General features: G+C 62.0%; 12 protein-coding genes and 1 tRNA gene. 8 read left to right on the top strand and 5 right to left on the bottom strand.

Going from position 1 to position 12,056, the window contains the following annotated elements; all coding sequences use genetic code 11:
• Positions 1–55 precede the first annotated feature (55 nt).
• Positions 56–958: a histone deacetylase gene (locus tag ACFX5Q_RS17805; protein WP_404280096.1), complete on the top strand. Its 903-nt coding sequence runs from the start codon at positions 56–58 to the stop codon at positions 956–958.
• An 8-nt stretch (positions 959–966) separates the two neighbouring features.
• Here ACFX5Q_RS17805 and ACFX5Q_RS17800 read toward each other — a convergent pair whose 3' ends face one another.
• Both ACFX5Q_RS17800 and ACFX5Q_RS17795 read right to left on the bottom strand, forming a co-directional pair.
• Entirely contained in the window at positions 967–1,230 is a 264-nt protein-coding gene (locus ACFX5Q_RS17800; RefSeq protein WP_006204546.1) for a DUF6460 domain-containing protein, read from the bottom strand.
• 129 nt (positions 1,231–1,359) lie between these two features.
• Positions 1,360–1,980, bottom strand: a complete 621-nt coding sequence (locus ACFX5Q_RS17795; protein ID WP_404280263.1) for a glycosyltransferase — start codon at positions 1,978–1,980, stop codon at positions 1,360–1,362.
• Between the two features lie 3 nt (positions 1,981–1,983).
• On the opposite strand from ACFX5Q_RS17795, the gene ACFX5Q_RS17790 reads away from it, so the two are divergent.
• Positions 1,984–2,121, top strand: coding sequence for a hypothetical protein (locus ACFX5Q_RS17790; RefSeq protein ID WP_404280093.1), 138 nt, complete (start codon positions 1,984–1,986; stop codon positions 2,119–2,121).
• Here the strand turns inward: ACFX5Q_RS17790 and ACFX5Q_RS17785 are convergent.
• On the bottom strand, positions 2,108–3,061 hold the full coding sequence (locus ACFX5Q_RS17785) for a hypothetical protein (RefSeq protein ID WP_404280091.1): 954 nt from the start codon (positions 3,059–3,061) through the stop codon (positions 2,108–2,110). The two genes, ACFX5Q_RS17790 and ACFX5Q_RS17785, sit on opposite strands and share 14 nt — an antisense overlap.
• 190 nt (positions 3,062–3,251) lie before the next feature.
• Between ACFX5Q_RS17785 and ACFX5Q_RS17780 the strand changes: the two genes are divergently transcribed.
• Together ACFX5Q_RS17780 and ACFX5Q_RS17775 are read left to right on the top strand one after the other, a co-directional pair.
• Positions 3,252–3,325, top strand: a tRNA-Gly gene (locus ACFX5Q_RS17780).
• 290 nt (positions 3,326–3,615) lie between these two features.
• Positions 3,616–4,803 (top strand): putative sugar O-methyltransferase, encoded by a 1,188-nt coding sequence (locus tag ACFX5Q_RS17775; protein ID WP_192183275.1) that lies wholly within the window; start codon positions 3,616–3,618, stop codon positions 4,801–4,803.
• 120 nt (positions 4,804–4,923) lie between these two features.
• On the opposite strand, the gene ACFX5Q_RS17770 is transcribed toward ACFX5Q_RS17775, so the two are convergent.
• Positions 4,924–5,370: a hypothetical protein gene (locus tag ACFX5Q_RS17770; RefSeq protein WP_404280089.1), complete on the bottom strand. Its 447-nt coding sequence runs from the start codon at positions 5,368–5,370 to the stop codon at positions 4,924–4,926.
• A gap of 211 nt (positions 5,371–5,581) precedes the next feature.
• Entirely contained in the window at positions 5,582–6,571 is a 990-nt protein-coding gene (locus tag ACFX5Q_RS17765) for a LysR family transcriptional regulator (RefSeq protein WP_404280087.1), read from the bottom strand.
• Positions 6,572–6,865: 294 nt separating this feature from the next.
• On the opposite strand from ACFX5Q_RS17765, the gene chvE reads away from it, so the two are divergent.
• From chvE to araD1, 4 genes are all read left to right on the top strand, one after another.
• Positions 6,866–7,930, top strand: coding sequence for a multiple monosaccharide ABC transporter substrate-binding protein (gene chvE / locus ACFX5Q_RS17760; RefSeq protein WP_404280085.1), 1,065 nt, complete (start codon positions 6,866–6,868; stop codon positions 7,928–7,930).
• A gap of 96 nt (positions 7,931–8,026) precedes the next feature.
• Positions 8,027–9,559 carry a multiple monosaccharide ABC transporter ATP-binding protein gene (gene mmsA, locus ACFX5Q_RS17755; protein WP_404280082.1) on the top strand — a complete coding sequence of 511 codons (1,533 nt, stop codon included), beginning with the start codon at positions 8,027–8,029 and terminating at the stop codon, positions 9,557–9,559.
• Complete coding sequence (gene mmsB / locus ACFX5Q_RS17750) at positions 9,556–10,848, top strand: multiple monosaccharide ABC transporter permease (protein ID WP_404280080.1); 1,293 nt, start codon at positions 9,556–9,558, stop codon at positions 10,846–10,848. Before mmsA ends, mmsB begins: the two co-directional genes overlap by 4 nt.
• 201 nt (positions 10,849–11,049) lie before the next feature.
• Positions 11,050–12,042: an AraD1 family protein gene (gene araD1 / locus ACFX5Q_RS17745; protein ID WP_404280078.1), complete on the top strand. Its 993-nt coding sequence runs from the start codon at positions 11,050–11,052 to the stop codon at positions 12,040–12,042.
• Positions 12,043–12,056: the final 14 nt, after the last annotated feature.

Below are 12,056 nucleotides of genomic sequence, written 5' to 3'. Positions count from 1 at the left end.
CGCCAACCAATGGCGGCCAACCGAATTCCAACACTGGCGCAGGCCGCCCGACGTCATGTCGCTGCAGATCGTCCATCATCCCGACTACGACGCCGGCTTTGCCGTCAACCACCGTTTTCCTATGAGCAAGTATCCGCTACTGATGGAAGCTCTGCGTTCGCGCGGGCTGGCGCGCCCGGATGCGGCGAACTTGCCCGACCCGGCGCCGGAAGCCTGGCTGAAGCTTGCGCATGCGCCTGACTATGTCGAGCAGGTGCTGGCCTGCGAGGTGCCTGAAAAAATCGAGCGGGAAATCGGCTTTCCGGTCGGCCCGCGCGTTTCGCTGAGGGCGCAGCTCGCAGCGGGCGGCACGGTGCTGGCGGCGCGGCTGGCCTTGCGGCACGGCATCGTCTGCAATGCCGCCGGCGGCAGCCATCATGCGCGGCGCGGGCAAGGTGCCGGCTTCTGCACCTTCAACGACGTCGCCGTTGCCTCGCTGGTGCTGCTGGCCGAAGGCGCTGTCCAAAACATCCTGATCGTCGATCTCGACGTGCATCAAGGCGACGGCACGGCGGATATCCTGCAGGACGAACCCCGCGCGTTCACCTTTTCCATGCATGGCGAGCGCAACTATCCGGTGCGCAAGATCGCGTCAGACCTCGACATCGCTCTGCCCGACGGCACCGGCGACGCCGCCTATCTGGAACGGCTGGGTAGCATCCTGCCGGAACTCTCCGCTCAAGCGCGCTGGGACATCGTCTTCTACAATGCGGGCGTCGACGTCCATGCCGAGGACCGACTGGGACGGCTCGCCCTCAGCGATAACGGCCTGCGCGCTCGTGATGAGATGGTGATCGGCCATTTTCGCGCGCTCGGCATCCCGCTCTGCGGCGTCATCGGCGGCGGCTACTCGACCGACGTGGCCAGATTGGCCGCGCGCCACGCCATCTTGTTCGAGGTGGCCTCCGGCTACGCCTGAGGTTGGGGTCACTTCCGGTAGTTGGCGATCCTGATCAGGATAAAGGCCGGCACGACGATCGCGGCACCCAGCAATATATAGCCGAGGAAGCGATCGATGGCGTGGAAGCCGAGGTTCCAGAGGTCGACGAAGAATTTGCGGATGCCGTAGAAGACATCCATCGGCGACCAGCCGAAGGCATTCATGACCAGACCGACGAGGAACGACACCACCAGCAGCTTGATGAGCACCCTGAGTGGCGAGTCTCCGAGAAAGCGCGTCAGTGCGGACAAGGCCTGTCTCCCGATTGAGGTGCCCGGATTCGGGTGCCCGTGCAGAAATACGCATTTGCCGTTCCGGCATCAAGCCGAAGGGCTTCATATCAGGGAAGGCCGTCAAATCCGCCGGCGGAAGATGCGCGCCTAGGGTGGCCGCTCGCGATAGACTTCCCCGGAACGCCAAAGCCGGTTGTAGCGATTGCCGCTGGAGATGCCTAGTTCCGACAAGGGCCCACCTCCCTTCTTGCGCTTGATGGCCACCAATTCCTTGCCATGCTGAAGACAGTGGCTCGGCTCTTGCGAAGGTTCGGCGCCATCCGACGGTGGCAGCGTCAGCCAGACCGCCTCTCCGACGATCAGGTCTTCCGCATCGCAGGTCATGGCGATGGCCTTGCCGAAGAGGGTCGGACCGGTGGGGCACAGCGCGGTTGGTCCGTAATACTGACGCTTCACATTGGCGCAGACGAGCTCGATGGCCTTCACCAGAGCCCTGTGACGCCGCGGCGCGGCGACCACACCGAGGCTGGTATCCCAAGGCGTCGAGCTCAGAAAGTCGCGAAACACCGACAGGCGTTGCTTGTCGCGGGGAACGCCGCGCAGGAAGGCATAGGAGAGGTCGGCATAGACGCCGCCCTGTTCGTAAAGCAGGCAGTATTTGGCCAGGTCCGCCTTGTAGGCGTAGGGCCGCAGGGTGCGGAAGGCCGACAGCACCTCGGCGTCGAAATGCGCCGAAATGAACTCTATCAACGCCGCTTCCCGAAACAGGACATGCCTTTCGCCCGGATGCGCGGCCTTGAACGACTGGATGTTCTGCGTGACCAGGTCGGAGAGGTCGCCGCCGTCGTCATCGGCTATGAGAATGCTGAACAGGGCATCGCTTTGCTTTCGGCCGTCAGTGCGGGTTGAACGCCGTCAGTTTCTCCCAGTCGCGCCACTGGTGAGGACAGGCCGCGAGGAAGGGCAGATGCCTGTCGGCGAATTCCTGCGTGGCTGACTGCAGGAGTTCGGCCCTGTCCCGATGACCTTCCAGGTCGATGGGCCGATCCACGGTCACCCGGATCTTGCCGGTGCTGTCGTCGCGCACGACGAAAACCGGCAGCAGCGGGGCGCCGGCGATCTTGGCCAGGCGGGGCGCGCCGCTCGACAGTTCGATGGCCGACTGGCCAATCCTTGCCTTGACCAGCAATTCGCCCTCCCAGGCTCCCGCCGTTATCGACACGAATTTGTTCGCGCGCAGCAGACGCCGGGCCTCGTGCATGCTTGCTGCGGAATTGGCACGATCGATCACGATCCGGCCGGCCGCGTATTTCAGCTCGGCGCCGGTCCTGATCGGGTTGAGGAAACGGATGCCGAAGCGCGACTTGGTGAAGCCGTGCTCCGGCCGGCTGACGTGGAACACTTCGAGCCCTGCCCCGGCGAAAGCCATTTTCGCCGCGAGGGCGTTGAAGGAGAAATGCGCGATCCACAGGACCGCGCCGTGACCTGCGTTTCTTGCCGCATCGAGTTGCTGCCGACCTCGCAACTCGATGTCGGGTTTCCAGCCGGCCAGACGCTCGCGCACGATCTGGACATGGTGCTCGCTTCGCATCGCGCCGATGCGGCGTTGATCGTCAGCGCCAGTCAATCCGAACGAGGCGAGAGTCTGCCGGACGCAGCCATCCCCCAGGCTGGAAGAAGCGCCTTTCAGCCGCTCAATGGTCATACAGGCTGCTTGCCAGCGCTTCTCGGGAGCGAGAAGGGAGACAATCGCAAAAACGGGAAGCTGCAGGAGGAACTGCAGGTCTTCTGACGTGAATGTCTTTCTGGAGTGAGAAGTCCTTCTCCTCCTCCTTATCTTGAATTCCAAGCGGGTCCCCACCCAGCACTTCATGTTCGGACCATAACATCGCCAAGCAAACAAGTGCCGGTTCGCAAGGCGCGGCCGTTCTATCATGCCCGTCGACCGGCATCAAAGGCGTCTTGCCAACAGGGCGAGCGGCTTTCGGCGGCTTTGACGATTGCCCGAAGCGGGGCCCTCATGGTAACGAGGTGACGCTGCGGGTATGATGTAATGGTAGCTTGTCAGCTTCCCAAGCTGAACGCGAGGGTTCGATTCCCTCTACCCGCTCCAGCAACTGGCATGGACAGTCCGGCTCGGCGGCGGGATCACTCCCAACGTCTCCCTTCGGCTGCTCCGTACGGCAAGTACCGTCGCTTTGACGTCAGGATTCAAGCTCACGCCAACTCTGCATGAGGCGATGCAGCGGATGACCCGCAAGGCAGGCGTGAAACTCGTTCGACCGTACCTCCGAGGGCTTGGCCGCGCCTGCATGCTGAGCCCGATGAGAACAGGAAGTTGTGATCTCAGCCCGCCCACGATGCGGCGCGATCAAATGGCAGAACAGGGGAGCCCCGTCACACATGCAATTCCTAAAGCGCTGGTTTTCCAACCCCGAGAGTGTGCCAGTCCAAACCGTGGAAGAAGAACATTCCTTAGAATATTTCGCGTGGCTGTTGAGCCGCATGCCATTAGGTGACGTTCCTGACCTAGCGCAATCGCCGCACGTCGGGGCCCAGGATGACAGCGGTCTCGTTGACCGAATTACGGCAGCGTATCGCGGGGCATATGCGGCGTTTGTGCCGACAAGTTCGGCTTGGGATCACTCCTTGTTCAGTATCAAGGCCGACGTTCACAACGCCCTGCTTGGAGACAATGCCGACAAAGCCGCGCGTGTGCTGGGTCGCCCCAGCGAGACAGCATTTTTCTGGGGCTTTGACGATATTGCGAAAGCCCCGCCCGGCGAGGTTGAACCGCACGAATTCGTCGTCCGCCGTCTCAACGGCACCATATCGTGGCAAAAACTCCACGCGATGTGGCTGATGGATATGTTGAACAGCCTTGCCGAAGCTATTGGTGCGCGTCGTATGACCTATCCGGAAATGCAGCCTGCAGATGTCGGCGCCAACTACGCCAATGCGCGAAGCGCCGACCAGATACTGGATGATATCGACGAGACGCTCAGCATCAAGCTGCAATTCCCCAATCCATTTCCAAATGAAATCGGGCTCAGCACAAAGCGGGGAATCGCGGGGTTCCGCGCGTTGCAAGCGGTCTACCAGGCATGGCGAATTGGACAGATCTCAAGAAGCCGAGCAAATTTCAAAGTTCTGGAGATTGGAGCGGGGCTGGGCAGGACAGCCTATTTTGCCGACCTCTTTGGGATCAAGGATTACACAATCATTGACATTCCCCTGACCAATGCCGCGCAGGCTTCATTCCTCGGCCGGACGCTCGGCACGTCGCGTATTCGATTGCATGGGGAAGAATCAGTTGCACCGGTTCGTATAGTGCCCGCTACGGCGATCGATCAAATCGATGAAAGATATGACCTGATCGTCAACGTCGACTCTCTGACGGAGATGTCGCAAGAAACCGCCGAGGCATATTGGCGGTTTGCTCGAAAGAACACGAATACGTTCCTTTCAATCAACCACGAAGTCAACCAGAATACGGTACGATCGCTTTACGCAAATGATCCCGATGTTCGGGGATTGAGGTATCCATACTGGATGCGACGTGGATATGTCGAAGAGGTTCTGACGTGGTAGCGCCGGCGTCGGCCATGGACACAAAGGACGAGATGGTCTTCGATCACAAGCTGAACGCGAGGGTTCGATTCCTCTACCCGCTCCAGCGTCCGAAGGCGAACAGCGCCACTGCGACCACGTTCACGCCAGCACTCCACACAGGGGCAGGTGCTTTGCCGCCTCTTCGGCTCCCATCCGCATTATCGTGTGCGACAGGCCGCCATGCTCCTCGATCCAGTGCCGCACCCAATCGGGGTATTGCGAGATGAGGTAGTTGGCGGCGACCACATTCTGCCGAGCGCCGACGCCATAGGGCAGATGGAAGCCAAAGGATGCGTCCAGGGTAACGCAAAGCTGCTCGGCGGGCAGGGACAGGTAGAGCGTGCAGGCGCTGTCGCATGCCCCGTCAAAGCTCACTGGCTCCTCGGCGATGCGCAGTTCGGCGACATGCAAAGCGAAGTTCACGATCTGGCCACCGGGATTGCCGCTCACGGTCTCCGCGTTCACGGGCAGCGCCATCAGGACGGCGGCGAAGAACCCAATCGCCCTGGTCGTCAACATCCGTGCGGGCATCAGATCTTTGTCCATCTTGTGATCTCGCGTTCGTCTCGCGGCGCCAACGCTAGCATCAAGATGGTTAACATAAGGCAACGCTAATCAACCTTCCGATCGGTTCCGTTACACTAGCGCGAGCTCGATCCCCGCCACGTGCTCCAGCCTTTGGCGCAGAGCGTCACCGCTTCATCTGTTGTCCGGGTTTTGGGAAACGTCCAAGGACTACCGCCATCCGCTCCAGCGTTTATCCCACTTCCCTAAGAATGAAGTCGTGCAGCATCTTGGCGGCCGGCGACAGCACGCGGTTCTTGACCGTGATCAGGCTGTAGGGCCTGACCTCGATGTCGAACTCGGTCTGGACGACGTCGATGGCGCCGGCCAGCCCTTCCGGGCTCTGGATGAATTTCGCCACCTGGATCGACACCGGCGCGATGGCGTCGGACTGCGCCACCATGACCAGGGTCAAGAGCAGCGAGCTGGTGTTGAGGATGCGGTCCGGGAGCGCGATGTTGCGGTTCAAGAAATTGCTCTCCATCGCCTGGCGCAGCGGCGAGCCGCCCGACTGGAAGACCCAGTCATAGGCGGCGGTGTCCTCCAGCCGCACCGCCTTGCCCATGCTCAGCGGGTGGCCGCGTCGCACGATCAGGCAGGCCTTTTCGACGCCGATGACGCGCGATTCGAACAGCCGCGGATTGAGGTCGTCGGGGATGCGCGCGATGATGAAATCATGGCGCGAGGCGATCAGCTCGCGCGCCAGCACGTTGGAGGTCTCGACCTGCATGGTGATCTCGATGCGCGGGTAGATGCGGCGGATCTCGCGGATCGCCGGCACCGCCAGCTCGATCGCCGGCGCCGTCACCGCGCCGAGGAACACCGAACCGCCCTTGCCCGCCTTGAGTTCGGAAATCTCGCGGTCGGCCTCGCGCATCTCGAGCAGGATCGAGCGCGCGCGCCGGGCCAGAGCCTTGCCGTAGGGCGTCAGCGTGATACCGCGCGGCAGCCTTTCGCACAGCTTGACGTCGAGCACCGCCTCCATCTCGGCGATCATGCGCGAGGCGGCGGGCTGTGAAATGTTCATCACCTGCGCGGCCGCGCTCACCCGGCCGTGATCATCGAGTGCGGCGATCATGCGCATGTGGCGTAGGCTCAGGCCGCTGCGCAGCAGGGTTTCGCCGTCGCCCGGCAGCTCGTCGTAACTACCGGAAATTCCAGAAGGATTTCGCAATGCCGCCATGATTGTCGCCTGTTCCCGTCGAAGGATCGATCTGTTTTCAATCATATATCAGTTTCGGTATAGCAATCATCAAAGATCGCATTTGACAGTTATGTCAAAGGGACACACCCTTCGCGCGTCCTGGGGCGTGCCAGTCGATGACGAGGAAAATCGTATCGATTGAAATCTGCGTCCCAGGGCCGATTGGGAGGATACCGGAGATCGATAGACGACAGCAGCGCGCTTGCGCTTCTGCTCGACTGCGCGGCCCGCGAAGCCCCGAGGTGTCGCGTCCATCAACCAGGGAGAGTTACTGTGAAAATCATCAAGACACTGGCCGCCGTGGCGGCCCTTGGCATCGCGGCCATGACGCTGCCTGCGCATGCAGGCGAAGGCCTGGTCGGCGTGCTGATGCCGACCAAGACCTCGCAGCGCTGGATCAATGACGGCGATGCCGTGAAGTCCCAGCTCGAGGCGCTCGGCTATACCGTCGACCTGCAATACGCGCAGGACGACATTCCGAACCAGCTCAGCCAGCTGGAGAACGAAATCACCAAGGGCCCGAAGGCGCTGATCATCGCCTCGATCGACGGCACCACCTTGTCGGACGCGCTGCAGAAAGCCGCTGACGCGGGCGTCGTCGTCGTCGCCTATGACCGCCTGATCAAGAAGACCGCCAACGTCGACTACTACACCACCTTCGACAATTTCGGCGTCGGCGTCATCCAGGCCAATTCGCTGCTCAAGGGCCTCGGCATTCCGGAAAAGAAGGGTCCGTTCAACATCGAGCTGTTCGGCGGTTCGCCGGACGACAACAACGCCTTCTTCTTCTACGACGGCGCCATGTCGGTGCTACAGCCGCTGATCGACAACAAGACCCTCGTCGTCAAGTCGGGTCAGACGGGCATGGACAAGGTCGGCACGCTGCGCTGGCTGGCCGCCACCGCGCAGGCCCGCATGGACAACCTGCTGTCCGCCAACTACTCGGACGGCAGCCGCGTCGATGGCGTGCTGTCGCCGTATGACGGCCTGTCGCGCGGCATCATCGCCTCGCTGCGCGCCGTCGGCTACGGCACCGCCGACCAGCCGTGGCCGGTCGTGACCGGCCAGGACGCCGAGACCGCTTCGGTCAAGGCGATCATCGCCGGCGAGCAGTACTCGACCGTGTTCAAGGACACCCGCGAACTGGCCAAGTCGACCGTCGAACTCGTCGACAAGGTGCTGTCGGGCGGCAAGCCGGACGGTCTCGACACCAAGACCTATAACAACGACGTCAAGGTCGTCCCCTCGATCCTCTTGACGCCGCATGAGGTCGACAAGTCGAACTACCAGGCGCTGGTCGTCGACTCCGGCTACATCAAGGCCGACGAACTGAAGTAATCTCGGTTGCAAAGACAGGGGTCCTGCGCAACGCAGGGCCCCTTTTCGTTAACCAGCGAGCCCGGTATTGTTTGCCGGCCTCGGAGGGAATTCCTGATGACCTCGACGATTTTGGAGATGCGCGACATCACCAAGACGTTCCCCGGCGTAAAGGCGCTGTCGAACGTCAACCTCAGCGTCGAGGAAGGCGAGATACATGCCGTGGTCGGAGAGAACGGCGCCGGCAAGTCAACGCTGATGAAGGTGCTGTCGGGCGTGTACGCGTCCGGCACCTATGACGGCGCGATCGTCTACCGCGGTGAGGAATGCCATTTCAAAGGCATCCACGACAGCGAGCACAAGGGCATCGTCATCATCCACCAGGAACTTGCGCTGGTGCCGATGCTGTCGATCGCAGAGAACATTTTCCTTGGCAACGAGCACGCCAAATTCGGCGTCATCGACTGGAATGCCAACGAGACGCGCACCAGCGCCCTGCTCAAGAAGGTGGGCCTCAAGGAGGACCCCAAGACGCTGATCACCAATATCGGTGTCGGCAAGCAGCAATTGGTCGAGATCGCCAAGGCGCTGAGCAAGGAAGTGAAGCTGCTGATCCTGGACGAGCCGACGGCGTCGCTCAGCGAAAAGGACAGCCAGGCGCTGCTCGACCTTTTGCTTGAATTCAAGCGCCAAGGCATGACCTCGATCCTGATCTCGCACAAGCTCAACGAGGTGAACCGGGTCGCCGACAAGGTCACGGTCATCCGCGACGGGCGCACGATCGAGACGCTTGCCAAGAAGGATATCAGCGAAGACCGCATCATCACCTCGATGGTCGGCCGCTCGCTCGACGACCGTTATCCGCCGCGCGAGCCCAAGATCGGCGAGACCGTGCTCCAGGTGAAGAACTGGTCGGTCTATCACCCGCTCCATGCCGAGCGGCAGGTGATCAAGGGTATCGATATCGACGTCCGCAAGGGCGAGGTGGTCGGCATTGCCGGGCTGATGGGCGCCGGACGCACCGAATTCGCCATGAGCCTGTTCGGCCGCTCCTACGGCCGCCGCATCACCGGCGAGGTGATGCTCAAGGGCAAGCCGATCGACGTCTCCTCGGTGAGCAAGGCGGTTGAACACGGCATCGCCTATGTCACCGAGGACCGCAAGACCTACGGCCTCAACCTGATCGACCATATCAAGCACAATATCACGCTGGCCAATCTCAGCGGCGTGTCGCGTCATAGCGTGATCGACGATATGCGCGAGCTGGCCGTCGCCAACGACTACAAGGCCAAGACCAACATCCGCTCGTCCAGCGTCTATCAGATGACGGGCAATCTGTCGGGTGGCAACCAGCAGAAGGTGGTGCTGTCGAAATGGCTGTTCGCCAATCCGGAGGTGCTGATCCTCGATGAGCCGACGCGCGGCATCGACGTCGGCGCCAAGTATGAAATCTACACCATCATCGCGCGTCTCGCCTCCGAGGGTAAGGCGATCATCGTCATCTCATCGGAGATGCCCGAACTGCTCGGCATCACCGACCGCATCTACGTCATGAACGAAGGGCGCATCGTAGGCGAAATGGCGGCAAGCGACGCAAGCCAGGAAAAGATAATGCGTGCCATCGTCCGGGGAGAAGGAAAAGCATCATGAGCACCGAAAGCGCTCCCGCGCCGAAAAGCGGCGTCGCCGAAGATGTGCAGCAGGGGCCCCGCGTGGCCGTCTCTGCGCTAATCACCAATTTGCGCGAGTACGGCCTGATCCTGGCGCTGATCGCCATCATGGTGTTCTTCCAGTTCACCACGTCCGGAACACTGTTCAAGCCGGTGAACCTGAGCAACCTGGTCCAGCAGAACTCCTTCATCATCGTGATGGCGCTGGGCATGCTGCTGGTGATCGTCTCCGGCCATATCGACCTCAGCGTCGGCTCCGTCGCCGGCTTCATCGGCGCGCTGGCGGCGATGATGATGGTCATCTGGCCGCTTGGCCCCTTAAGCAATCCGCTGGTGGTGTCGATCGTCTGCCTGATCATCGGCGGCCTGATCGGCGCGGGGCAAGGCTACTGGATCGCCTATCACCGAATACCGAGCTTCATCGTCACGCTGGCGGGCATGCTGATCTTCCGCGGCATCTGCCAGGCGCTGCTGGGTGGCGGATCGTCCGTGGGGCCGCTTCCGGCTGGCTTCAAGGCGCTCAGCTCCGGCTTCATCCCGGATTTGATCGGCCCCTTGGTGCTGATCCCGCCGACGGTGAACGCCGCCGGCAAGACCATCGTCGGCAGCGGCCTGACGCTGCACATGACGACGATCGTGATCGGTCTCATCGCCGTGCTCGCCTATGCCTATTTCGGGCTCAAGGCACGGCGCACGCGCGAGCAGCACGGCTATGAAGCCGAGCCCTTCACGCTGTTCGTCGTCAAGACCCTGGTGACCAGCGCGCTCGCGCTGCTCCTGGTCTACCAGTTCGCCACCTACAAGGGCCTGCCAATCGTTCTCATGGTTATGGGCGTGCTGATCGCACTGTTCGTCTTCGTCACCAAACGCATGACGATCGGCCGCCGCATCTATGCGATGGGCGGCAATGCCAAGGCAGCACAGCTGTCGGGCATCAAGACCGAACGGCTGACGCTGATGGTGTTCGTCAATATGGGCGTATTGTCGGCGCTTGGCGGCCTGATCATCGCGGCGCGGCTCGGACAAGCGGTTCCGGCGGCGGGCCTCGGCAGCGAGCTCGACGTCATCGCAGCGGTGTTCATCGGCGGCGCTTCAGCCATGGGCGGCGTCGGCCAGGTGATCGGCGCGGTGGTCGGCGGCTTCATCATGGGCGTCATGAACAACGGCATGTCGATCATGGGCGTTAATGTCGACTGGCAGCAGGTCGTGAAAGGCCTGGTGCTGCTCGGCGCCGTGGTCTTCGACGTCTACAACAAGAACAAGGGTTAAGGGCGAGGCAAGCAGGAAGGCATACGGGTCACATCGCGGCCGTCGGCAACCCGCCGATGCACAGAAGTCCCCCGAGGGACCAGGCCTGCGAGCGCAATCCGGACGAAGAATTTCACCCGCGGCGCGGATTGGTCCCGAGCCGTGCAGGTCAGGGTTTGCCATGCAGGCGGCCGGGCCAAGGCACCAGAGAGAGGGTATATCATGCTGATCTCCCAGATCCTCGACGACGCAGAGACGATCCGCGTCGTCGCCCGCAAAGGCGGCAAGACCCGGATCATCAACGGCGCCCGCAGCGTCTATTCGCTGGCCATGGAAGCCGCGCGCACGGGCACCGGGCTCGCCGCGCTGATCGAGCGCAAGGGTTTTGGCGAGGCCGTCGACCTCGACGCCGCCTACAAGAAGGGGCGCCTGCTGTCGCCGATCAACCATCCCGATCCCGCGCATCTCCACCTCACCGGCACGGGGCTCACCCATCTTGGCTCGGCGGCGACGCGCGATTCCATGCACAAGAAGCTCAGCACCGACGGCGAGGAGCAGCTCACTGATTCCATGAAGATGTTCCGCATGGGGCTGGAGGGCGGCAAGCCGGCGAAGGGCCAGACCGGCGTGCAGCCGGAATGGTTCTACAAGGGCAACGGCACGATGGCGGTAGCGCCGGGCGCGGCACTGATGTCGCCGGCGTTTGCCCAGGATGCCGGCGAGGAGCCGGAGATCGCCGGCATCTACGTCATCGGCGACGACGGCGCGCCGTTCCGTGTCGGCTTCACGCTGTCGAACGAGTTTTCAGACCATGTCACCGAGCGTGTGAACTATCTTTTCCTGGCGCATTCGAAGCTGCGCAACGCCTCGTTCGGGCCAGAGATCCTGATCGGTGACCTGCCGTCCGACGTCAGGGGCTCATCGCGCATCGTTCGCGACGGCAAGCTGCTTTGGGAAAAGCCGTTCCTGTCGGGCGAGGCGAACATGTCGCACACCATCGCCAATCTCGAGCACCACCATTTCAAATATTCGGCCTTCCGCCAGCCCGGCGACGTGCATGTGCACATGTTCGGCACGGCAACATTGTCCTTCGCCGACGGCATCAGGACCGAGGCCGGCGATATTTTCGAGATCGAAGCCGGGGATTTCGGCCTGCCGCTGCGCAACCCGCTCGAGATCGAAAAGCCGGTGAAGGTGGCGGTGAAGGCGCTGTGAAGGCGTGATCTCCC

Source organism: Mesorhizobium sp. IMUNJ 23033 (genome assembly GCF_044778005.1).
GTDB lineage: Bacteria > Pseudomonadota > Alphaproteobacteria > Rhizobiales > Rhizobiaceae > Mesorhizobium > Mesorhizobium amorphae_A.
The sequence above is the reverse complement of the archived record's forward strand: the minus strand, read 5'-3'. Positions and strand labels throughout refer to the sequence as shown.

Bases quoted from the DNA above. Each gene is read 5' to 3' on its own strand.
- ACFX5Q_RS17805 (WP_404280096.1), top strand. From the start codon at position 56: ATGTCGCTGCAGATCGTCCATCATCCCGACTACGACGCCGGCTTTGCC.
- ACFX5Q_RS17790 (WP_404280093.1), top strand. From the start codon at position 1,984: ATGCCTTTCGCCCGGATGCGCGGCCTTGAACGACTGGATGTTCTGCGT.
- ACFX5Q_RS17775 (WP_192183275.1), top strand. From the start codon at position 3,616: ATGCAATTCCTAAAGCGCTGGTTTTCCAACCCCGAGAGTGTGCCAGTC.
- ACFX5Q_RS17770 (WP_404280089.1), bottom strand. From the start codon at position 5,370: ATGGACAAAGATCTGATGCCCGCACGGATGTTGACGACCAGGGCGATT.
- ACFX5Q_RS17765 (WP_404280087.1), bottom strand. From the start codon at position 6,571: ATGGCGGCATTGCGAAATCCTTCTGGAATTTCCGGTAGTTACGACGAG.
- mmsA (WP_404280082.1), top strand. From the start codon at position 8,027: ATGACCTCGACGATTTTGGAGATGCGCGACATCACCAAGACGTTCCCC.
- mmsB (WP_404280080.1), top strand. From the start codon at position 9,556: ATGAGCACCGAAAGCGCTCCCGCGCCGAAAAGCGGCGTCGCCGAAGAT.
- araD1 (WP_404280078.1), top strand. From the start codon at position 11,050: ATGCTGATCTCCCAGATCCTCGACGACGCAGAGACGATCCGCGTCGTC.